Origin of the sequence: Rhodococcus sp. 105337, from assembly GCF_012844225.1 — a bacterium.
Classification (GTDB): Bacteria; Actinomycetota; Actinomycetes; order Mycobacteriales; family Mycobacteriaceae; genus Rhodococcus.
The window spans coordinates 83,709-105,184 of the sequence record NZ_JABAGQ010000014.1; the positions used below are offsets into that span (position 1 = coordinate 83,709).

The following is a 21,476-nucleotide window of genomic DNA, read 5'->3' on the forward strand; positions in this document are numbered from 1 at the left end:
CCGTGCTCAGATTGCTTGTCATGGCGATCTTCTTCGCCCTCATCACGTATTGGTTGCATCGCCGGCTCGTCCGCGCGCCCGGTGTGACCGGTCGCGCTGCGCTCGGCGCCGACCTCGCCCTCGTAGTGCTCGCGGTCTTCGCCATCGCCGCCGGCTCGGTGGGTACGACGCTCGACCCGTCGTGGGCACGGCCGATCGGGTTCCTCGGGTGGACCTGGCTCGCCGTCGTGCTGTACCTCGGGCTCGGGGTCCTGCTCATCGGCCTCTTCGCTCTCGGGGCACGGCTCGTCCGGCGCGTTCGTGACCGCTCGAGGCCCCGCACCGACGAGCCTGCCGACCCGTCCCGGCGCCGAGCCATCCGCATCGCAACCGCGACACTCGTCGTCGCATCGGTCGGTGCCGTCACCTACGGCGTCGTCGAGGCCGCGCGTCCGCGCGTGGTCGACGTCCGCGTACCCCTGCGCCGGCTCCCCGCCGGATTCGAGGGGACCCGCGTCGCGCTCGTGACCGACCTGCACGCCGGACCCGCTCGCGGTGCCGACTTCGTGCGCCGCGTCGTCGACCTGGTGAACGCGCAACAACCCGACCTGGTGGTCCTCGGCGGCGACCTGGTCGACGGCACCGTGGCCCTCGCCGGAGAGGACCTCGAACCGCTTCGCGACCTGCGTGCACCTCTCGGCGTCTTCGGTGTCAGTGGCAATCACGAGTACTACGCGGACGACGGCATTTCGTGGCTCGACCACTGGGAAACCCTCGGGGTACAGACATTGCGCAACGAGCACGTCGTTCTCACGCGGGGCGGCGACACGATCGCGCTTGCCGGAGTTCACGACTACACGGCGCCGGAACCACACACCGCAGACATGTCGGCCGCGCTCGACGGCATCGAACCCGGCACGGTCGTGGTGCTCGCCGCGCACCAGCCCAAGCATGTCCTCGAAGCGCGTGAGCGCGGCGTGGACCTGCAACTGTCGGGACACACGCACGGCGGACAGATGTGGCCGCTACGTCCGTTGGTCTCACTCGCCAATCCCACGGTGACCGGGCTCGACCGGTTCGGCGACACCTTGATCTACACGTCGCAGGGCACCGGCGCCTGGGGCCCGCCCGTTCGGGTCGGCGCTCCCCCCGAGATCACGATTCTCGAACTCACCGCCGGCGCCTCCTGAAATCAGCCCTCGGGTATGGGCTGAGGTGGGATTCGTCGTTCAGGTGAGGAGTGTTCTGGTTTTCTAGTGTTTCCGTACAATCCAGAATATTGATCGGAGAGCGACTGCCGGGGCCGACGGTTACGCCCGTCGGCCCCGGACAGATCAGTTGCTGTACGCCTCCAGCGGCGGGCACGAGCACACCAGATTCCGGTCACCGTGCGCACCGTCGATACGCCGGACCGCCGGCCACACCTTCGCGCGGGCCTTCCCCATCGGGAACACCGCGGTCCGGCGCGAGTACGGGTGGTCCCACTCTCCCACCAGGCATTCAGCCGTGTGCGGAGCACCGCGCAGCGGGTTGTCGTCGGCGGGCCACTCCCCTGCCCCGACCCGGTCGATCTCGTGGCGAATCGAGATCATCGCGTCGATGAACGCATCGAGTTCGGCGATGTCCTCGCTTTCGGTGGGCTCGACCATCAACGTGCCTGCCACCGGGAAGCTCATCGTCGGCGCATGGAACCCGTAATCGGCCAGTCGCTTCGCCACATCGTCGACCGTCACGCCGGTGGCCTTGGTGATGCCGCGCAGGTCGAGGATGCACTCGTGGGCCACCATGCCGTTCTCGCCGGTGTACAGCACCGGGAAGTACTCGTCGAGACGACGGGCGATGTAGTTCGCCGAGGCGATCGCGGTGAGCGACGCCTTCCGCAGGCCCTCCGCCCCCATCAGCTTGATGTACGTCCAGGTGATCGGCAGGATCGACGCCGAGCCGAAGGGCGCCGCCGACACCGGTCCGCCACCGCCGAGGCCCGGTTCGGCCGGGTGTCCCGGGAGGTAGTGCGCCAGGTGGGCGCGCACTCCGATGGGTCCGACACCCGGCCCACCGCCGCCGTGCGGGATGCAGAACGTCTTGTGCAGATTGAGATGACTGACGTCGCCACCGAACTTGCCCGGCCGCGCGAGCCCGACCAGCGCGTTGAGGTTCGCGCCGTCGATGTACACCTGCCCACCGGCGTCGTGCACGGCCCCGCAGATCTCGGCGATGTCCTCCTCGTACACGCCGTGCGTCGACGGGTACGTGATCATGATCGCCGCGAGACGCTCCGCATGGTCGGCGATCTTGGCACGCAGGTCGTCGAGGTCGACGTCGCCGTTCGGCCGGCACGCCACGACCTCCACGCGCATCCCGGCCATCACTGCCGATGCGGCATTGGTGCCGTGGGCACTGGACGGGATCAAGCACGTGTCGCGCCGGTCGTCGCCCCGGTCGAGGTGGTACCGGCGAATCGCGAGTAGCCCTGCGTATTCGCCCTGGCTGCCCGCATTCGGCTGCAGACTGACCGCGTCGTACCCGGTCACCGCCGCCAGCCATCCCTCGAGGTCCGCGATGAGACTCCGGATGCCGGCGGTCTGCTCGGCCGGTGCGAACGGGTGCAAGCCCGCGAACTCGGGCCAGGTGATCGCTTCCATCTCGGCAGCGGCGTTGAGCTTCATCGTGCACGAGCCGAGCGGAATCATCGTGCGGTCGAGCGCGAGATCCTTGTCGGACAGACGCCGCAGGTACCGCATCATCGCGGTCTCGGTGCGGTAGCGCGTGAACGCCTCGTGCTGCAGGAAGGCGGTCGTCCGCGCCGGCGCGGCGAGCGACGCGCCCCCACCCGATCCCGAGTGCCCTTCGGCGACACCGAACGCCTCCAGCACCGCGGTGATGTGCGCCGGCGTCGTGGCTTCGTCGCAGGACACCGAAACATGATCGGCGTCCACGCGGTAGAGATTGATACCTGCCGCTGCTGCGGCACCGATCACCTCGTCGGCCCGGCCCGGGACCCGGGCCAGCACGGTGTCGAAGAAGGACTCGTGCACGACCTCCACGCCACCCTCACGCAGCGCCGACGCGAGGTGATCCGCGTGCCCGGCGACACGGCGCGCGATCGCCGTCAGTCCCTCGGCACCGTGGTACGACGCGTACATCGCGGCCAGCACGGCCAGCAGCACCTGCGCGGTGCAGATGTTGCTCGTCGCCTTTTCACGCCGGATGTGCTGCTCGCGGGTCTGCAATGCGAGGCGGTAGGCGGGGTCGCCGTCGGCGTCGACCGACAGGCCGACGAGCCGCCCCGGCAGTGTGCGTGTATCGGACGCTTTCACCGCGAGATAGCCCGCGTGCGGACCACCGAATCCCATCGGGACACCGAAACGCTGTGTCGTGCCGAAGCACGCGTCGGCGCCCTGTTCTCCGGGAGGGGTGATCAAGGTCAGTGCCAGCAGGTCGGCGCCCACCGCGACGAGCGCGCCGCGTGCGTGGGCGGCGTCGATGATCGGGGCGACGTCGTACACCCGTCCCGACGCTCCGGGTACCTGCAGGATGATCCCGAAGAAGTCGCCCTCGGGAAGGCCGTCGTCGACGAGGTTCGCCGTGACGATTTCGATGCCGAGGGGTTCTGCGCGGGTCGCGAGGACGGCGGCGGTCTGCGGGAACAGATCGGTGTCGACAGCGATCCGGTTGCTCTTCGACTTGCGGTTCGCGCGGCGCAGCAGTGTCATGGCCTCGGCCGCGGCGGTGGCCTCGTCGAGCATCGACGAGTTCGCGACCTCCATGCCGGTCAGGTCCGCGACCATGGTCTGGAAGTTCAGCAGGGCTTCGAGGCGGCCCTGGCTGATTTCGGGCTGGTACGGCGTGTACGCGGTGTACCAGGCGGGGTTCTCGATGATGTTGCGGAGCAGTACCGGCGGCGTGAGCGTGTCGTAGTAACCCTGCCCGATCATCGAGGTCGCGACGGTGTTCTTCCGGGCGAGAGCAGTCAGCTCGGCGAGAACCTCGTGTTCGGACTTCGGAGCGTCGAGGACGTCGAGCCCGTCGGAGACGGCACCGTCGCGCTCGTCGAGAATAGTCGCCGGAACGGCCCGCGCGGCGAGTGCGTCGAGCGAGTCGACGCCGATCACCTCGAGGATGCGGCGCAGGCCCGCGGTGTCGGGACCGATGTGACGGTCGGCGAAGTTCGAGGTGACATCTTCTGACATCGCAGCTCCCAGGCTGATCGGAGAGGTCCACCACCGCGCGTGGGCGCACGGGGCGTTTCCTCCCCCTCTGTCGTGAGCTCGCGGTGCGAGCGCCTGAGAGATTCGGCCCGTGGAGGGCGTTTCCCCGTGGGCGGGTGGGTGCTCCCACCGCTTTCCAGAGACGTCGTAGCTCGCACGGTCCTGTATGCCTGAGAGATTGACGGGGAGGTGCTGCTCCTTCGGCGCCCGGATCAGGTCCGGAACTCTCCCGCACGACGGCGACGCGAGCCCAAGTCTAGAACACGACGGTCTTCCGTCGACGCCGCCGCACCACCCTCGCGGGTGATCTTCGTCTAGCCGATTCGGCGGTTGATGCGACTGCGGCGCCGGGACGCCAATTCGTCTTCCGGCCGCTCTTCGACGTCGCCTCCGTCGGCACGCTCGGCGGGGAAGTCGGCGATGCTTCCGGTCAGTTCGCGCATTGCGCCGCTGACCGCGATTCCGAACACGCCCTGCCCGCCTTGGAGAAGATCGACGACCTCCTCGGGCGACGTGCATTCGTACACGGTGGTGCCGTCGGAGAACAGCGTGATCCTGGCGAGGTCGCGGACCCCGCGACTGCGCAGGTGATCGACGGCGACGCGGATGTTCTGGAGCGAGACACCGGTGTCGAGGAGTCGCTTGACGATCTTGAGAACCAGGATGTCCTTGAACGAGTAGAGCCGCTGGCTTCCCGATCCTGCCGCGCCCCGGATCGACGGGACCACGAGGTTGGTGCGGGCCCAGTAATCGAGTTGGCGGTAGCTGATTCCCGCGATCTGGCACGCGATGGGCACCCGGTAGCCGACAAGCTCGTCGGGCACCGAATCGTCGGGGAACAGCCCGGGCTGGATCTCGTCGTCGTGCGGTGTGGGTGACGAACTCGCGCGGTCGCCGGCGTCAACGGTGGAATGCTGTCCCTGCGGCCGATCTCGCACTGTGTGACTTCCTCTCGCGCGCCCTGTTGTACCTCGCAACGACCGACCGGCGGATCCCCCACCACATCCAATCGTCGAGCGCTCTCAGGCTCACCAAGTAACCCATATTCGGATTTACCCAGCGTACGCTCCGGCGTGGGGCGCGGGGCAGCAACACGCCCACCGGAAAGGCAACGTTCGACACTACTCGCGTCGGACTGTGCTGCTGCTCGAAGCGGCAACGCGTCCGTCGCCGGTCGACGAACGACCGCTCAGCCGTCCGTCGCCTTGAAGTCGTCCGGAGAGATGTTGTCGAGGAATTCCTTGAACTTCTCGACCTCGTCTTCACGCTCGTCCGGCATGACCAGTCCTGCTTCGGTGAGCACAGCTTCGTCGACGAAGACCGGCGCACCGATGCGCAAGGCTACAGCGACGGCATCGGACGGACGGCACGACACGCGCATGTCGCCGTCGAAAACAAGATCGGCAAAGAAAGTGCCTTCCTGGAGGTCGACGATGCGGACTTCCAGGAGTGCGTGACCGAATGCGTCCAGGAGATTCTTGATCAGGTCGTGCGTGAGGGGGCGGGCGGGTTCCACACCTTGCTGCTCGAGCGCGATCGCGGTCGCTTCGTTCTGGCCGATCCAGATGGGCAGGTACCGCTCCCCGTCGACCTCGCGGAGCAGTAGGACAGGCTGGTTCTGGGGTTGTTCTACTCGGATCCCCACCACTCGCATCTCGCTCATCGCGGCGCCTCCGTCCCGCTGCTCGTCAGTGGCGTACCACCCGAATCGATATTGCCTGAATTCTAGTGCGCTCCCGAACATCCGTCAGGTGCCGGCCGGCGCAGCCCGGGGCGATCAGCGGTCGAGAGCGCCCTGGACGGCGGCCTTCACCAGGCAGGTGTGGAGCGTCAACGACAGTGCGGCGAGTTCGCGCACCATCTCTTCGGCTCTCTGCCGGGCCCCGGCATCGCGCCCCTTCGCGACAGGACCCGCGATCTGGGCGACGAGTCCGGCCTCGCGGTCGGCAGCGAGCTTGAATGCGCGCAGATGCCGTACCTCGAGGCCGAACTCGGCCATTGCCTTCGCGGTGCGTGCGAGCAGCACCGCGTCGTCGTCGAAAAATCCGGCGGGTCCCGGCGTGACCAGGCCCGCCCCCACCAGTTCGGTCAGGAACGCAACATCCACACCGGCCCGCTCGCACAGGTCGTCGCGGCTGACGCGGATCTCCCGGTCGGTGCGCAGATCCTCCGGCGAGACCTCGCCGCGGGCAACTGCCAGCGGCCGCGGCCGCTTGGGCCGGGTCTCGACCGATCCCACCGTCGCAGCGCCGCGGTCGATCGCCTCGAGCTGTTCCTTGATCACCTTCAACGGAAGGTACTGATCCCGTTGTGCGGTGAGCACATAGCGCAGCCGTTCGCAGTCCGCGATGGAGAACCGGCGATAGCCCGACGGAGTGCGCTCCGGGCTGATCAGCCCCTCGGCCTCGAGAAATCTGATCTTCGAGATCGTGACATCCGGGAACTCGGGCCGCAGTCGATCGAGCACGGACCCGATCGACATGCCGGCCGGCGCCGACTGGTGGGCTGCGGTCATCAGCTACTCGCGCCCTGCGAACCGCGAGGACCGGTCAGGAACACCAACCGGAACTTGCCGATCTGAACCTCGTCGCCGTTGGCGAGTACCGCGGAGTCGACCGGTTCCCGGTTGACGTAGGTGCCGTTGAGGCTTCCGACGTCGACCACCTGGAAGTCGCCCTCGTCCTGACGGAACTCGGCGTGCCGGCGGCTGACGGTCACATCGTCGAGGAAGATGTCGCTGTCGGGATGCCGTCCCGCCGACGTCGTCGGCTGGTCCAGCAGAAAGCGCGAACCCGCATTGGGTCCACGCTTGACGACGAGCAGCGCTGATCCGGCAGGGAGCCCTTCGACACCTGAGACGGGCGCGTCGGTCGTAGCCGTTCCGGCCCCGGCGTTTTCCACTTCGTTCAGGAAGTCGGCGCGAAACACCGAAGTCGTCTCCGCAGGAGTCTCCTCGTAGCCCGCGTTGCCGTTCTCGCTCACCGTTTCTCCTTATCCGTTCGATCGCCCGGGAACTCCCGGGCGATCGTTGAGTCGTTCGCCCCGATCAAATCGACACGGCACACGCCATATCTGACCGTACCCTGTGCGGGGGCACTGGTGCAGGTAGTCGCGGCCACGTTACATGCCGGGTCCGTCAGCTTTCCGTGATGCCGCGGTAGCCGTCCGCATCCATCGTTTTTCCGAGGGCGCCGTCGAGGTCACCTTCGGTGTCCACCTCCACCTCGACCAGCCATCCGGCTCCGTAGGGAGCGCTGTTGACCAGTTCCGGGTTGGTCTCCAGGTCGGTGTTGACCGTGGTGACCTTCGCGCTGAAGGGCGCGTACACATCCGAGACGCTCTTGGTCGATTCGACCTCACCGAAGGAGTCGCCTCCGGTCACGTCGGCACCCGGCTCGGGCAACTGCACGAAGACGACGTCGCCGAGTTGAGACTGTGCGTAGTCCGTGATCCCGATCCGCGCGGTTGTCGCTCCGGTCCTCTGCACCCATTCGTGCTCCGCCGTGTAGCGCAACTCGCCGGGGGTTTCGAACTCACTCAAGGTAGATCCTTTCGGGGGCGACGTTCCGGGCGAACGTCGGATTCACTATCCGGGCTGAGAGTATTGGCGCGGCTTGATCTCCCGCAAGGCGGGCACGTCGACCTGCGGAAACTGTTCCACGGTGAGGCTGCCGCCCGCTCGGGCCACGGCGTCGACGACACCTCCCGGGATGTTCAGTGCTGCCGCGAGGGTCGGTCCGTCACCGATGGCGGTGACCGTATAGGGCGCACGGAGAGGCGTGTCGTCGACCGTGATCGCGCCCGGCGAGCCCGTCACCCACGAATCCACCCCGATCCGTACGGTCTCGCCGCCCGCACCGGCGATCTGCATCGTGTCGGCACCCGCCGCGCGCAGTTCCTGGATCATGTCGAGCACGACCTCGGCACCGACGCCACCTCGCGGATCGTTCACCGTGAGAACGACTCCCGGGCCGGACGCCGGAGCAGTGCCGAGCTGGATCGACAGGTCGTCGAGCCGCTCGCGTGCCTCGGCAAGAGCGGCGTCCGAGCCGTCCCGCTCGAGACTCGAGAGTGTGCGCTCGAGTGCCGTGATCTCCTGCCGCAGCGCGGCCTCTCTCCGATTGAGGTTGTCGAGCAGGACCAGAAGATCCGCCGGGCGCGCCGAATCGAGGGTGTCGCCCGTACCGGTGTTCCTCACCTGTGTGGCAATCGCCGTGCCGAGCAGGAAGACGAGGAGTGCGGCGAGTACTGCGAAGACCGGCGCGGTCCGCTTGGGCCCCGGCTTCGCCGCCGCCGAGTCCCGGCCATCCGAGTCCCGAGCCGGTTCGACGGCGTCCGGTTGGGGGCCGTCCCGTTCGGGACCGCCGCGTGGTTCGTGTTCGCCGCCGCGTGTGTCGTCGGACATGGGTCACGCACCGAACAATCTGCGGCGCAGCGCCGAGGCGTTGCCGAAGATCCGGATACCCAGAACCACGATGACCGCGGTGGAGAGCTGCGTGCCGACGCCGAGCTGATCGCCGAGCCACACGATGAGTGCGGCGACGAGGACGTTGAACACGAACGACACCACGAACACCTTCGCGTCGAAGATGTCATCGAGGTACGCGCGGAGACCGCCGAACACCGTGTCGAGGGCGGCAACCACCGCGATGGGCAGGTACGGCTGCACGATGTCGGGAACCTGGGGGCTGAACACGATGCCGGCTGCGATCCCGATCGCGAGCGCCAGCGCCGCATACAGCGCCTGAGCATGATTGACCCGATTCACCGATTCCCCACTTCCCCTGCTGATCCGATTTTTCGCGCCGGCGCGGCCGGGAGTTCGAGTTCGTCCTCGTCGGCAAGGGTGAAACCTACCCCGTAGAGTTGCGCGATCCCCGCAATCCTCAGGTAGGCATCGCTCACGACGAACGAGGTCTGCAGCCGGCCCGGAGACCCCACCGCCGAGACTTCGTACGGAGAGAAGACCGGCTGGTTGTCCACGAGCATCGCTCCCCCGGCCTGACGGACGGTCACGCCCGGACCCACACGAACCCCGCCGACCGACACGGCCTCGGCACCCGCGGCCCACAGTGCGTTGACCACTGCCTGCAGATCCCGGTCGAAGACCGCGGCGGTCGGGCGGCCTTCTGTCTGCTGGGACGAGTCGGACAGGTTCGGGCGGGCCGCGGGATCGGTGAGGGTGACCGTCAGTCCCGGACCCCGGACCGGCAGCGCCGCGGCCGCATCCTCGGCCGCGCGCAGTTGGTCGAGCACGGTGCCGCCTTCGGTGTCGTCGGCGAAGAGAGCATCGCGGCGGTCCTGGATCGTCCGGGTCAGTTCGTCGCGACGCGCGACGAGCGCGGCGTTCCTCTCGTCGCTCGCGCGCAGAGACGCAAGGATCTCGGCGCGCGCCTGGTCGGTCCCCGCTTCTCCCGCGTTGTTCTGGGCGTACGCGGTTCCCAGTACGAGGCCGGCGAGCACGACTCCCACGACGAGCCATACCCGGGCGGTGGCGGGCGAGGTCGGTCGTCGTCCGGCGCGCCGGTCGGCGGCAGCCGCGGCGTAACCGGGGTCGAGATGGTCCTCGAGGAGAGATTTGAGAAGCGACGGCACCGGGTTGCGGCGCACGCGTTCCCACTTGCGGCTCATCCGGGCCGGCCCGTCACCGGGACCGTCCGCGCGATGGTGACGGCCTGAGCGAGATACAGGACTGCGGTCCACACATAGAGCACGGTGCCCCAGATCAGCGCGGCCCAGCCGAGCGGGCCCGTGATCGGTTCCGATGCGGGTACCGCCACCGTTGCGAGTAGGAGCGGTAACGCGAACATCAGCAGGAAGGTGGCGCCTTTACCGAGGTAGAGCACTTCCGGCGGAGGCAGTCCCCTGCGTCGGTAGACGGCGAGGGTGGGCGCGAGGACGACTTCACGCCCGATGAGGATGGCGGCGATCCACCACGGCATGATGTCGCGGGCGACGAGTGCGACGAGCGTGGTCACGACGTAGAGGCGATCGACCATCGGATCCAGGAACGCGCCGAGGCGTGAGGTCTGGTCGAGCAACCGGGCGAGCTTGCCGTCCGCCCAGTCGGTCAGGCTGCTGACGATGAGCAGGATCAGCGCCCAGGCGTCGGCGTGGACGACGAGCACCAGATACAGGAACAGCGGGACCCCGAGCAGCCGGAGAAAGCTGAGGGCGTTGGGAACGGTGAGGATGCGGTCGGCGCTGCCCGTACCGGCGCCCGTGGTCGCATCGGTCATCGTCGCGTCATCCCTTGTTCTTCGCAGTTTTCTCGGCTTCACCGTCGGTCTCTCACAGCCTTCCACATTCGTCCCGGGTCTCCGTCCGGGGCGTCAGCGCCAGGCGAAGACTGGCTGCTCGAGTCCTTCGATGCGGGTGTGCCGGCCGTGCAGTGCCACTTCCCGGAACTGGTACACCACCGCTGCCGTGGGGGCGTGGATGAGATGTCCGCGGAAGGGCCATTGGATCACGGGCTTGTCGGACTCGGGGATCGCGACGAAGCGCGGCGCGACGTCGAGTTCGGATGCGGTGACCGCGTAGAGGATGTCCACCTCGTCCGGGCTCGGGACGAGGTCGGCCATGGCGGCGCCGGACCAGACCACGAACGGCGACATGACATATCCCGATCGGGTGACGTAGTCGTCGAGGCGGCCGAGGATCGCGTCGGGCTCGAGGGCGAGGCCGAGTTCTTCGTGCAGTTCGCGAAGCGCGGCGTCCTCGGGGGTCTCGCCGTCGTCGAGACGCCCGCCCGGGAGGGCGAACTGACCCGGGTGCGCGCGGAGTCGTGCGGGTCGTTTGGTCAGCGGCATCACGGGCTCCCCGGTGCGGTCGTCGAGGACGGCGACGACCACCGCGGCATGGCGCCTGCCCTCGAGCGGCAACCGGCGTGACTCGAACGCGGCGAGTGCCGCGGTGAGATGGTCGCGGTCGAGGGGGTGTGGGGCGCTCATGCGACGACAGTAGTTGGTGGGTCGAACCAGCCGCGGCACAGCGTGTCGGGGCAAGGCGGGGTGTCCAGTAGCTCGCGATTCGGGAAATCAATCGTTTCCGTAGAGTCCGGATTTCGTCCAGGATCGACGGGTCGTTTCGCCCACACCGAGATCCGCTGCACGCCATAGTGTGTCGAAACAGAAAGGATCCGGATGACGGACACAGCCGCACCCGCAGGTCTCGACCTCGACAAGCTCGCCGCCCACCTGAGCACCGTGGGATTCGGGCAGTTCGACGGTCCCCTCTCCGCCCGGCTCATCAGCGGTGGACGTTCCAATCTCACCTACGAGCTGACGGACGGATCCCACCGGCTCGTCCTGCGCCGCCCCCCACTCGGTCACGTCCTCGCGACAGCACACGATATGGCGCGCGAACACCGCGTGCTGACCGCCCTCGCGGGAACGGCAGTGCCTGTCCCCCGGACGCACCACCTGTGCGAGGACCACGACGTGATCGGCGCGCCCTTCTATCTGATGGACCTCGTGGAGGGGACGCCCTACCGCACCGTCGAACAACTCCTCCCCCTCGGACCCGAACGGGCACGGTCGATCTCGGAACGCATGATCGACACCCTCGCAGCCCTGCACGCAGTCGACCCGGACGCGGTCGGACTGGGAGATTTCGGCCGGCCGGAAGGATTCCTCGGCCGGCAGGTGCGACGCTGGACCACCCAGCTCGAGAACTCCCGCAGCCGGGACCTGCCCGAAGCCGACGAACTGCATCGGCTGCTCGTCGCACGACTCCCCCGCGACGGTGCCGCAGGCATCGTGCACGGGGATTTCCGGCTCGACAATCTCCTCGTCGACGACCACGACGAGGTCGCCGCGGTCCTCGACTGGGAGATGGCAACGCTCGGCGACCCACTGACCGACGTGGCGCTGCTACTCGTCTACCAGCGTCTCGCTCGGCTCGACGCCGGGTTCCCCGTCTCCACGGTCTCGCAGGCGCCGGGCTTCCTGAGCGACGACGAACTGCTCGCCCGCTACGACGCGGCCGGCGGACGCGACGTGTCCGACATGGCGTTCCACCTGGCGTTGGCGTACTACAAACTCGCGGTGATCCTCGAGGGGATCTACTTCCGCTACCGGCAGGGCAAGACGGTCGGTGAAGGCTTCGACAAGATCGGCGACGGAGTCACCCCACTTCTTCGCGAGGGGATCGCCGTGCTCCGCTGAACGGACACAATTGTCCCCCGGCGCCGGCCACACGACGAGCGTTCGACCTGCCGCGGAACGCTGCTGCCCCCGCGAAGTCGGCGGTACGCTGCCCGCATGTCGCACCCGATCATGTTCGACGAGAACGATCCGCTGCTCGCGCGGGTGCGCGAGCTGGCATTGGCGTTTCCCGGCGCCGGGGAGAAGATCTCACATGGCCGTCCGTTCTTCCACACGAAGACGGCGTTCGCGGTGTACGGCGGAACCGTGAAAGAGACCGGACGAAGCTACCCGCGCTCGCTCATCCTCAAGCCGGACGCCTCCGAACGGGAAGCGCTGCTTCAGGACGCGCGCACCTACCACCCCGCCTACATGGGTCCGTCGGGTTGGATCGGGTTCGACCTCGAGAGCGCCACCGTGGACTGGGGCGAGGTTGCCGAGCTGCTGGATATGTCCTTCCGCGTCACCGCCCCCGCGCGCCTGGTCCACGAGCTCGACGCCCGTCCGAAGTAGCCGGTCTCCTACGCGGAGGCTCCGGAGATGTTGACCATCCAGTTGACGCCGAATCGATCGGTGCACATCCCGAAGGAATCTCCCCACGGCGCCCGCTCGAGCGGCACGTCGATTCGGCCGCCTTCGATCAAACCGTCCCAGTAGCCGCGGAGTTCGGCCTCGTCGTCGCCGCTGAGCGAGACCGAGTGGTTCGTCCCCGGGATGTACTCCATCGCCGCCGGGGTATCGGAACCCATGAGCACGAAGCCTTCGGCGGTGGTGAGCATCGAGTGCATGACCTTGTCTTTTTCGGCAGGGTCCTCGCTCGCCTGCATCTCTCCGAACGTGGAGATCGTCAGTTCACCTCCGAACACGTCTCGGTAGAACTCCATCGCGTGACGCGCGGTGTCGCGGAAGCCGAGATACGGATTCAGTGTGGTGGGCACGGTCACCAACTCCTTCTGTGTCGGGAAATGCTCGGTCGCGGTGTGGCAGTGCCACGCCGTGACAGACCCGCGGCGTGGCACTTTCTCATCGTGACCGTCTTCCCACACTCACGACACCGCAATCGTCTTTCCGGCGTAGTCCGGCCGCTCGACGGCGTCGGCGAGGACCTCACCGACCGCACCGCGGGCCACGTGCCAACCGGCGACCTCCCCCGTGTCGGACGTCGTCGCCGTACCGGATTCCTCGTCCGTGAGATTGACCGGTTGCACGAGTGTCCAGAGGACGTCACTGCCCCGCACGAGAGCGTCCTGCTTCTCGGTGTCCGCGATCTGCGGACCGAGCAGCGCCCGGAACATCAGCGCATATCGCCGGGGCAGCTTCCCGCGGGTGTCCCCCACGCCGTACGAGGTCTGCACGACGAGGCGCCGAACGTCGTGGCGTCCCATCGCGGCCACGATGTTGCGCGTGCCGCGTGAGCGCACATCGAGAGCCGTCCCTGCCGGTCCGCGCATCCGCACACGGACGGGGTTTTCACTGATCCCGAGTGTGACCACCACCGCGTCCTGACCGCGCACCGCGACATCGACGTCCTCCGGGCGGGTGGCGTCCCCGGTGACGACCGTCGATCGACCGGCGAGATCTCCCAGTGCCGCGTCGTTCCGGACGAACACGGTCACGTCGTGACCGCGGCGGAGCAGCGCAGTCACCGCCGCCTTCCCGGAACCTCCTGTTGCACCGACCACCAGTACTTTCATGTTGTCCTCCTCGTTCGCGTCCATAGTTCTGTGTTCAAAATCCAGGCTATGGAGCCGATTCAGGACACTCCATGCCCCGGAGCCCGGGTTTCATGCCCGTTCGTCCGGTGCGACTGGACGAACGGGTCGCAAGGGCGGGATTGTGGCCCTATGACGAACGCGACCGGTGCCGCCACATATCCGTGGACGCCGGTGGATCCCCTCGGCGAAGCACTGCACCTGCTGCGGATGCGCGGGGGGTTCTACTGCCGCTCCGAGCTGAGTGCGCCGTGGGGTCTGGAGATGCCGGCGTTCGCCGACAGTTCGAGCTTCCATCTGGTCGTCTCGGGCGAAGCATGGCTCGATGTCCCCGGCTCACCGTCGGCGCGCATGCTTCCCGGCGAATTCGCGGTGGTGCCCCACGGGACGGGCCACCTGATCCGCAGCGAGCCGGACGCGCGCCGCACCGGTCGCGTCGACACGCTGCCACAGCAGATGATCGGCGATCACTATTCGGTTCTGCGGCACGGTGGGGGCGGTGACCCCACCGTGCTCGTATGCGGCATCGTCGAATTCGACCATCCGACCGCTCGGAGACTGGTGTCCTTACTGCCACCGGTCCTGCGGATCGACTCGGCGCGGGGAACCGCGTCGCAGATACTTGCGCTGATGGCGGACGAAGCGCGCCGGGTGCGGCCCGGTGGCGAGGCAGTGCTGACCCGGTTCGCCGACATCCTCGTAATCCTCGCGATCCGAAGCTGGGTCGAATCCGACCCCGCAGCACGGGACGGGTGGGTCGGGGCGCTGCAGGACCCGCAGGTGGGCCGCGCGCTCGCAGCGGTACACCACAGTCCGGAGGGACCGTGGAGTGTCGCCGGGCTGGCTCGCGAGGCATCGATGTCACGATCTGCGTTCGCAGCGCGGTTCACCGAACTCGTCGGGGAGCCGCCCATGCGGTACGTCGCCCGGTGGCGGATGGAAACAGCGGCCGTGGCGTTGCACAGGGGCGCGACGGTGTCCGAACTCGCCGCGCGATCGGGATACGAATCCGAGGCTGCATTCGCGCGTGCGTTCAAGCGGGCGACGGGGACAACCCCGGGAGCGGTACGGCGGCGCGGGACTCCGTCAGCGTGAAGCCCCTCCGGTTCGAGGGAAGGGCAAGGCCGTTGTCGACGGTGTCGTCACCGAGCGCCTCTGACATGGCGATCCAGGAAAGCGATCTGATCGGTCACGATCTGCTCGAAGTGCGGGTCCAGATAGGGTTCGAAGTGCGTGCAGTCATAGGACCGCACTTCACCCCGCGGGATGCGCCCCGCGATCTTCCGAGCCTTCGCATACGGGGTGACGTCGTCCTTCGTGGCGAGCTGAACCAGCGTCGGAGCAGTGATGTCGGCTGCCTTCCTCCCCGGTGAGTAGAACGGGACTCGGAGCGCGATACGAGCGGCCACATCATTCTCGGCCAGTAGTTTCTCGAACTGGTCACCGGCCATTCGCTCGACCAGGGCGTAGGCACCGGGGGAGGTCATCATCGCGAGGTCGCCGGGTATGCCGATGGACTTGACCCGATGGGGCGGGCGGCCCAGCCACGCCCCTACCTGATCGCGCACGGCCGCCACGACAAGGCGGGCGAGGAGTGTGGGGGCTTGCGCGAACGCCGAGGCTGGGCCGGTCACGTGGGGCACCTGCACGATCGCGGCAGCAAGCGCGTGATCCTGGGCGGCCAGGTCCAAGACGTGTCCACCGCCGAATGAGGATCCCCACCCGACGATGCGCGTCGTGTCGACGTTGGGCAGGCTGCGGGCGTAGGCGATGGCGGCACGCCAGTCGGCGTGCTGCCGACCGATGTCGAGGATGCGGCGGGGTTGTCCTCCGCTGGCCCCCCAGTGGCGATAGTCGAACACCAGCGCGGCGTATCCGGCTTGGGCGAACCGTGCAGCGTAGGCGTCCAGTCGCAGTTCGCGGAACGCGGCGAAGCCGTGCGCCAGCACGACGACGGGCGGATTCTCGACGCCATCGGGCCGATACAGCCATGCGGCGCAGGGGGTCCCATCGGACAGGAATGTCACGTCGTGTCGGACGTAGCTGTATGGGTGAGTCACGGTGTCCCCCCGGCGAGTATCTTGAATGACATTCAACACAAAGTAGCAGCGCCGTGAACGGCATCAAGGAATGGCACCTGGACCGCCCGAGGGGAACCACGCCATGGCACGCAACAAGCGCCCGCAACCCGCCGACGAGAAGCGCGCAGAAATCGTGGCGGCCGCCCGGCGGCTGTTCGTCGAGGATGGCTACGACGCCACGTCGATGAGCCGACTCGCCAAGGAAGCCGAGGTGGCCCCGAACACTATCTACTGGTACTTCGGAAACAAGGACGACGTCTTGATCGCAGTTCTCACAGCGGTCATGGCCGACGTGTGGCCGCGCTACCAGGACGTCGCCGCCGAACCCATTGCCGCCCGGTTGCTTTGGGTGGTCGGACAACTCACGGACATGAGTCACCTGGTGACGACGGTGCACGCCCGCGTCGAGCACTCTCCGGCCGTCGCCGAATGGCATCAGAATTTCCATGCGATCACCGGAAGTCTGTTCCGCTACGAGCTCGAGAAGGCCGGAGTCGCCGCCCCCACCGTGGACGCCGAAGTGATGATCGGAATTTTCACCATCGAAGGACTCCTCGCGCACCATCAGAACGAATCTCAGCAACGCACCATCTGCGATGCTCTGGCTTCGCGCTGGACACTGACGTAGTTGCGCCGGAAATGGGCTCTCGGAGCTCCACGAGACCCGTTCGAGGACTATGCGCCACTCGGCAGCGATCCGCGCTGAATCAGGGCTCGAACGCAGTAGAGGCGGTCTCGGATTTCTCCGAAACCGCCTCTGACATGCTGTTCCTCGGTCGGGCTGACAGGATTTGAACCTGCGACCACTTGACCCCCAGTCAAGTGCGCTACCAAGCTGCGCCACAGCCCGTCCCGCGCTCTCTCGAACGCTCGTTGAGATTACAACAGGGACGGCGGGAAAAGCTAATCGCCTGGTCAGAGCACTGTGACCGTCACGGGGTCATGGGCGCGGACCGCTCACTTGCGACGGTCACGCTTCTCCCGGACGCGAACCGAGACGCGAACCGGGCTGCCGTCGAAGTTGAACTCCTCACGCAGCTTCCGTTCGATGAACCGGCGGTAGCCGGCCTCGAGGAATCCGGTGGTGAACAACACGAAGGTCGGCGGGCGCGTCGCGGCCTGCGTCGCGAACATCACCCGCGGCAACCGGCCACCGCGCATCGGCGGAGGCGTCGCGGCCACGATCTCCTTGAGCCAATTGTTGAGGCGTCCGGTGGAGATGCGCTTGTCCCACGACTCGAGCGCCGTCTCCATGGCCGGGACGAGACGCTGCACCGAGCGGCCCGTCTTGGCGGAGATGTTGACGCGCGCTGCCCACGGCACCCGCGACAGGTCGCGTTCGATCTCGCGACCGAGTTCGTAGCGACGGTCCTCGTCGACGAGATCCCACTTGTTGAACGCGATCACGAGCGCCCGGCCCGATTCCACGACCATCGTGATGACACGCTGATCCTGCTCGGTGATGGGCTGGGACGCGTCGATCAGCAACACCGCGACCTCCGCGGCCTCGATCGCCGCGCGCGTCCGCAGCGACGCGTAGAACTCGGCGCCCGACGCATGCGTGACACGCTTGCGCAGGCCCGCCGTGTCCACGAACCGCCACGGCTTGCCGCCGAGCTCGACGAGCGAGTCGACGGGGTCGACGGTGGTGCCCGCTACGTCGTGCACCACCGAACGCTCGTCGCCGGCGAGCTTGTTGAGCAGGCTCGACTTGCCGACGTTCGGCTTACCGACCAGTGCGACGCGGCGAGGTCCTCCCCCGCCGGTGCCTTCACGCGGCGTCGCGGGCAGTTTCTCGAGCAGGTCGTCGAGCAGGTCGCCCGTGCCGCGTCCGTGGGTGGCGGACACCGAATAGGGCTGACCGAGCCCGAGCGACCACAGGGCGGCGGCTTCGGCTTCGACGCGGTCGTCGTCGACCTTGTTCGCGACGAGCAGCACCGGGGTCTTCGAGCGCCGCAGCACCTTCGCGACAGCCTCGTCGACGTTGGTCGCACCGACCGTCGCGTCGACGACGACGAGAATCGCGTCGGCGGTACGCATGGCGACCTCGGCCTGCTGCGCCACGGACTGCATCATGCCCTTGGCGTCGGGCTCCCAGCCGCCGGTGTCCTGCACCATGAATCGGCGCCCTGCCCACGTCGCCTCGTACGAGACGCGGTCGCGGGTGACTCCGGGCACATCCTCGACGACCGCCTCGCGGCGACCGATGATGCGGTTGACCAGAGTCGATTTGCCGACGTTGGGTCGGCCGACGACCGCGACGGTCGGAACCGGCACGAACTCTTCGAAGGCGTCACCGTCGGTGAGGTCGATATCCCAGTCGGTTTCTTCCGACCATGTGCCGTCTCCGGCGAATTCTGTGGTGACGTCGTCGCTCACAGCGTCGCTCCCGTCTGCTCGGTGACCACCGCGACCAGCGCGGCAACCACCTCGTCGATGTTCATATCGCTGGTGTCCACGACGACCGCGTCGTCCGCCGCGCGCAGCGGTGAGACCGCGCGGGTGGAGTCGAGGTGGTCGCGGCGTTGTACCGCCGCGAGCACAGCCTCGTAGTCGTCGCCGCGTCCCTGGGCGATGTTCTGGTTGTTGCGCCGGTGGGCGCGGGCCTCCGGAGAGGCGGTGAGATAGATCTTCACGTCCGAGTCGGGAAACACGACGGTCCCGATGTCACGTCCCTCGACGACGACACGGCCCGCGGCGCGTCCGAGTCGCCGCTGTGCCTCGACGAGGAGCGTGCGCACCTCGGGCACTGCGGAGACTGCGGACACCGCAGCGGTGACCTCCCCGCTGCGGATGACCTCGCGGACGTCCTCACCGTCGAGGCGGATGTCCTCGACTGCCGGATCGGTGCCGATGGACCAGGGCAGACCTGCGGTGACCGCCGCGATGGCGGCCGGGTCCGTCAGATCGGTGCCGCGACGCAGCGCGTGCAGGGTCGCGATCCGGTACATGGCCCCGGTGTCGAGGTATGCCGCCTTCAGGTGCTTTGCCAGGCGCTTGGACACGGTGGATTTTCCGGTCCCGGAGGGGCCGTCCATCGCAACGATCAGCGGGCCCTCCCCGGCGAGCGGGGCGGAGCCGGTCACAGGCCGACCGCCTCGTACAGTCCGCCGACTTCCTTCCGTCCGAGCACACGGAGAGTGCCCGGCCGCTGGTCGCCGAGCGCGACCGCACCGATGTTGGTGCGCACCAGGCGGATCACCGGGTGACCCACCGCGTCGAGCAGGCGGCGGACGATGTGCTTGCGGCCCTCGTGCAATTCGAGACGCACGCGGGACTGGCCGTTGAAGACTTCGAGCAGTGCGAACTGGTCCACCGAGGCGGGGCCGTCGTCCAGCTCGATGCCTTCCTTGAGCTTCTTGCCGACGCCGCGCGGCAACTCGCCCTTGACGGTCGCCAGGTACGTCTTGGTGACCTCGAACGACGGGTGCATGAGCCGGTGGGCGAGCTCACCGTCATTGGTGAGCAGCAGCAGACCTTCGGTGTCCGCGTCGAGCCGGCCCACGTGGAAGAGCCGCTGGCCGGCGGCGATGCGTTCGGAGACGATGTCGCCGACGCAGGGGCGGCCGAGATCGTCGGACATCGTGGACTGCCATCCGCGCGGCTTGTTGAGCACGAGATGCACGAGGTCCTTCTTCACGACCACGCGCGTTCCGTCCACACGGATGACCGTGTTCTCCGGGTCGACGCGAAGGCCCTGTTCGACCACGATCTTGCCGTCGACCTCGACGCGACCGGCATCGATGAGTTCTTCGGCGGCCCGGCGTGAGGCGACACCGGCCTGAGCGAGCACCTTCTGCAGGCGCACGCCCTCACCTGCGGGAAGCTGGGTGGGGCCGGCATCGCTGTGCTGGTGCCGCGCGGGCTTCGCGTTGCTGATCGTCGGGTTGGGCACGGGCCGCTTGGCCGCCGGTTTCGGCGCGGCCGGACGGCCGCGCTTGTTCAGCGTGGCGCCCTTGCGGTGGGGCTTCTTCCCGGCGTCCGGCGTCGAGGTTTCTGCCCGTCGATCCGGACGAGCGTCGGTGCGGCGATCGGGACGAGAGTCCGTACGTCCCTCAGCCCGATCGGGACGAGAGTCCGTACGACGATCGGGACGGGCGTCGTTCCGGTGTTCGGGACGGCCTTCGGTACGACGGTCGGTCCGGTGGTCCGAACGGCCCTCGGTACGGCGATCGGGACGGCCCTCCGTACGACGATCCGTCCGGTACTCGGGACGACCTTCGGTACGACGATCGGTCCGATGGTCCGACCGACCTTCGGTACGACGATCGGTCCGATGGTCCGAGCGACCTTCGGTACGACGATCGGGACGGCCTTCCGTACGACGATCCGTCCGGAAATCCGAACGACCCTCGGTACGACGATCCGAACGGAAATCCGAACGACCCTCCGTACGACGATCGGTCCGGTGATCCGAACGACCTTCGGTACGACGATCGGGACGGCCTTCCGTACGACGATCCGAACGGAAATCCGAACGACCCTCAGTACGGCGATCAGGACGCCCCTCCGTACGACGATCCGTCCGGAAATCCGAGCGACCTTCGGTACGGCGGTCGGGGCGGGAGTCGGTGCGACGATCGGGACGAGCGTCCGTCCGATTGTCGGAGCGCTGAGCGCGAGGATTCTGAGCCTTCGCGGCGCGGGGGTTACTACGATTGCGGTCCGGTGTGCCATCACGGCGAGCGGGTGTATTCACTTGATTCCTGTCAATTCTCTGGATCGAACTCCGCGGGCGAGAGTGTCTCGGGACGCGCGTTCTTTCCCATTCTCTCAAATCGTGGGTCCGACTCGAGACTCTCAGAGATGTCATCGATCACATCGACGTCCGGAAGCAGGGGTCCGACGGGCGGGAGATCCTGCAGCGACGCCAGCCCGAGCCGTTCCAGGAACAGATCCGTCGTGACGTAGAGCGTGCCGCCGGTCTCGCGATCCGTCCCCGCCTCGGCGATGAGATCCCGGGCGAGCAGGGTGCGCATCACGCCGTCGACATTGACGCCGCGCACCGCACTGACCCGGCTACGGGTCACCGGCTGCCGGTATGCGACGACGGCCAGCGTTTCCAGGGCCGCGCGGGTGAGCTTCGTGCGTGCGCCGCCCTGCAGCAGTTTCTCGACGTACGGTGCGAAGTCGCGGCGTGTGTAGAAGCGCCAGCCGTCCCCCGCGATCCGCAGGTCGATGCCGGAGCCCCGCGCGGTGAGACTGTGCGCGAGGCCGCGCAGTGCGGTCTCCGCACGTTCGGTGGTGACTCCGATGGCGGCGGCGAGTTGTTCGGTGGGTGCCGGGGTGTCGACCACGAGCAGCAACGCTTCGAGCGCGGCGACGAGTTCGTCGTCGGCCATCTCGAGCAGT

At 67.6% G+C, this 21,476-nt stretch carries 22 protein-coding genes, 1 tRNA gene, 1 pseudogene and 1 riboswitch; of the genes and pseudogenes, 5 read left to right on the top strand and 19 right to left on the bottom strand.

Annotated elements, in window-relative coordinates:
* Positions 1 to 2: 2 nt before the first annotated feature.
* Positions 3 to 1,169 (top strand): metallophosphoesterase, encoded by a 1,167-nt coding sequence (locus HF886_RS18855; protein ID WP_169653167.1) that lies wholly within the window; start codon positions 3 to 5, stop codon positions 1,167 to 1,169.
* Between the two features lie 144 nt (positions 1,170 to 1,313).
* On the opposite strand, the gene gcvP is transcribed toward HF886_RS18855, so the two are convergent.
* The 11 genes from gcvP to HF886_RS18910 all read right to left on the bottom strand — a co-directional run bounded on the left by gcvP (position 1,314) and on the right by HF886_RS18910 (position 11,137).
* Positions 1,314 to 4,169 (bottom strand): aminomethyl-transferring glycine dehydrogenase, encoded by a 2,856-nt coding sequence (gene gcvP, locus HF886_RS18860; RefSeq protein WP_169653168.1) that lies wholly within the window; start codon positions 4,167 to 4,169, stop codon positions 1,314 to 1,316.
* A gap of 165 nt (positions 4,170 to 4,334) precedes the next feature.
* Positions 4,335 to 4,429: riboswitch (glycine riboswitch) on the bottom strand.
* Between the two features lie 72 nt (positions 4,430 to 4,501).
* Complete coding sequence (locus HF886_RS18865) at positions 4,502 to 5,041, bottom strand: MerR family transcriptional regulator (RefSeq protein ID WP_296549291.1); 540 nt, start codon at positions 5,039 to 5,041, stop codon at positions 4,502 to 4,504.
* Positions 5,042 to 5,376: 335 nt separating this feature from the next.
* Positions 5,377 to 5,850 carry a bifunctional nuclease family protein gene (locus HF886_RS18870; protein ID WP_072698776.1) on the bottom strand — a complete coding sequence of 158 codons (474 nt, stop codon included), beginning with the start codon at positions 5,848 to 5,850 and terminating at the stop codon, positions 5,377 to 5,379.
* Positions 5,851 to 5,964: 114 nt separating this feature from the next.
* Positions 5,965 to 6,702 (bottom strand): MerR family transcriptional regulator, encoded by a 738-nt coding sequence (locus HF886_RS18875; RefSeq protein ID WP_072698120.1) that lies wholly within the window; start codon positions 6,700 to 6,702, stop codon positions 5,965 to 5,967.
* Complete coding sequence (gene garA / locus HF886_RS18880; protein WP_169653169.1) at positions 6,702 to 7,169, bottom strand: glycogen accumulation regulator GarA; 468 nt, start codon at positions 7,167 to 7,169, stop codon at positions 6,702 to 6,704. Before garA ends, HF886_RS18875 begins: the two co-directional genes overlap by 1 nt.
* 154 nt (positions 7,170 to 7,323) lie before the next feature.
* On the bottom strand, positions 7,324 to 7,728 hold the full coding sequence (gene gcvH, locus HF886_RS18885; RefSeq protein ID WP_072698118.1) for a glycine cleavage system protein GcvH: 405 nt from the start codon (positions 7,726 to 7,728) through the stop codon (positions 7,324 to 7,326).
* Positions 7,729 to 7,773: 45 nt separating this feature from the next.
* A complete protein-coding gene (locus tag HF886_RS18890; protein WP_169622342.1) occupies positions 7,774 to 8,592 on the bottom strand; it encodes a DUF881 domain-containing protein in 819 nt (272 codons plus the stop codon).
* 3 nt (positions 8,593 to 8,595) lie between these two features.
* Positions 8,596 to 8,955 (bottom strand): small basic family protein, encoded by a 360-nt coding sequence (locus tag HF886_RS18895; protein WP_072698117.1) that lies wholly within the window; start codon positions 8,953 to 8,955, stop codon positions 8,596 to 8,598.
* A complete protein-coding gene (locus HF886_RS18900) occupies positions 8,952 to 9,818 on the bottom strand; it encodes a DUF881 domain-containing protein (protein WP_169622344.1) in 867 nt (288 codons plus the stop codon). The genes HF886_RS18895 and HF886_RS18900 overlap by 4 nt, the downstream gene beginning before the upstream one ends.
* Positions 9,815 to 10,426 carry a CDP-alcohol phosphatidyltransferase family protein gene (locus HF886_RS18905; RefSeq protein WP_169622345.1) on the bottom strand — a complete coding sequence of 204 codons (612 nt, stop codon included), beginning with the start codon at positions 10,424 to 10,426 and terminating at the stop codon, positions 9,815 to 9,817. Before HF886_RS18905 ends, HF886_RS18900 begins: the two co-directional genes overlap by 4 nt.
* Positions 10,427 to 10,519: 93 nt before the next feature.
* Entirely contained in the window at positions 10,520 to 11,137 is a 618-nt protein-coding gene (locus tag HF886_RS18910; RefSeq protein ID WP_169653170.1) for a CoA pyrophosphatase, read from the bottom strand.
* 192 nt (positions 11,138 to 11,329) lie between these two features.
* On the opposite strand from HF886_RS18910, the gene HF886_RS18915 reads away from it, so the two are divergent.
* Both HF886_RS18915 and HF886_RS18920 read left to right on the top strand, forming a co-directional pair.
* Positions 11,330 to 12,352 (top strand): phosphotransferase family protein, encoded by a 1,023-nt coding sequence (locus HF886_RS18915; RefSeq protein ID WP_169653171.1) that lies wholly within the window; start codon positions 11,330 to 11,332, stop codon positions 12,350 to 12,352.
* Between the two features lie 96 nt (positions 12,353 to 12,448).
* The gene (locus HF886_RS18920) at positions 12,449 to 12,844 is read left to right on the top strand and encodes an MmcQ/YjbR family DNA-binding protein (protein WP_169622348.1); all 396 of its coding nucleotides are present in this window, start codon (positions 12,449 to 12,451) and stop codon (positions 12,842 to 12,844) included.
* Positions 12,845 to 12,852: 8 nt separating this feature from the next.
* Here HF886_RS18920 and HF886_RS18925 read toward each other — a convergent pair whose 3' ends face one another.
* On the bottom strand, positions 12,853 to 13,269 hold the full coding sequence (locus tag HF886_RS18925) for a VOC family protein (RefSeq protein WP_169622349.1): 417 nt from the start codon (positions 13,267 to 13,269) through the stop codon (positions 12,853 to 12,855).
* A gap of 108 nt (positions 13,270 to 13,377) precedes the next feature.
* Positions 13,378 to 14,025 carry an NAD(P)H-binding protein gene (locus tag HF886_RS18930; RefSeq protein ID WP_169622350.1) on the bottom strand — a complete coding sequence of 216 codons (648 nt, stop codon included), beginning with the start codon at positions 14,023 to 14,025 and terminating at the stop codon, positions 13,378 to 13,380.
* A gap of 150 nt (positions 14,026 to 14,175) precedes the next feature.
* Here HF886_RS18930 and HF886_RS18935 point away from each other — a divergent pair, with 150 nt between their 5' ends.
* Positions 14,176 to 15,138, top strand: a complete 963-nt coding sequence (locus tag HF886_RS18935; RefSeq protein ID WP_169622351.1) for an AraC family transcriptional regulator — start codon at positions 14,176 to 14,178, stop codon at positions 15,136 to 15,138.
* Between the two features lie 47 nt (positions 15,139 to 15,185).
* Here HF886_RS18935 and HF886_RS18940 read toward each other — a convergent pair whose 3' ends face one another.
* Positions 15,186 to 16,103: an alpha/beta hydrolase gene (locus HF886_RS18940; RefSeq protein ID WP_169653172.1), complete on the bottom strand. Its 918-nt coding sequence runs from the start codon at positions 16,101 to 16,103 to the stop codon at positions 15,186 to 15,188.
* Between the two features lie 103 nt (positions 16,104 to 16,206).
* On the opposite strand from HF886_RS18940, the gene HF886_RS18945 reads away from it, so the two are divergent.
* Positions 16,207 to 16,752, top strand: coding sequence for a TetR family transcriptional regulator (locus HF886_RS18945; RefSeq protein WP_169622353.1), 546 nt, complete (start codon positions 16,207 to 16,209; stop codon positions 16,750 to 16,752).
* 148 nt (positions 16,753 to 16,900) lie between these two features.
* Here HF886_RS18945 and HF886_RS18950 read toward each other — a convergent pair.
* The 5 genes and pseudogenes from HF886_RS18950 to scpB form a co-directional block, all read right to left on the bottom strand.
* Positions 16,901 to 16,974: transfer RNA gene (locus HF886_RS18950), tRNA-Pro, on the bottom strand.
* Positions 16,975 to 17,081: 107 nt separating this feature from the next.
* Complete coding sequence (gene der, locus HF886_RS18955) at positions 17,082 to 18,503, bottom strand: ribosome biogenesis GTPase Der (protein ID WP_169622354.1); 1,422 nt, start codon at positions 18,501 to 18,503, stop codon at positions 17,082 to 17,084.
* Positions 18,500 to 19,162, bottom strand: a complete 663-nt coding sequence (gene cmk / locus HF886_RS18960) for a (d)CMP kinase (protein WP_169622385.1) — start codon at positions 19,160 to 19,162, stop codon at positions 18,500 to 18,502. Before cmk ends, der begins: the two co-directional genes overlap by 4 nt.
* Before the next feature lie 44 nt (positions 19,163 to 19,206).
* Positions 19,207 to 20,067, bottom strand: a pseudogene (locus HF886_RS21185) (pseudouridine synthase); the annotation flags it as partial.
* A gap of 766 nt (positions 20,068 to 20,833) precedes the next feature.
* Positions 20,834 to 21,466: an SMC-Scp complex subunit ScpB gene (gene scpB, locus HF886_RS18970; protein ID WP_240955227.1), complete on the bottom strand. Its 633-nt coding sequence runs from the start codon at positions 21,464 to 21,466 to the stop codon at positions 20,834 to 20,836.
* Positions 21,467 to 21,476: the final 10 nt, after the last annotated feature.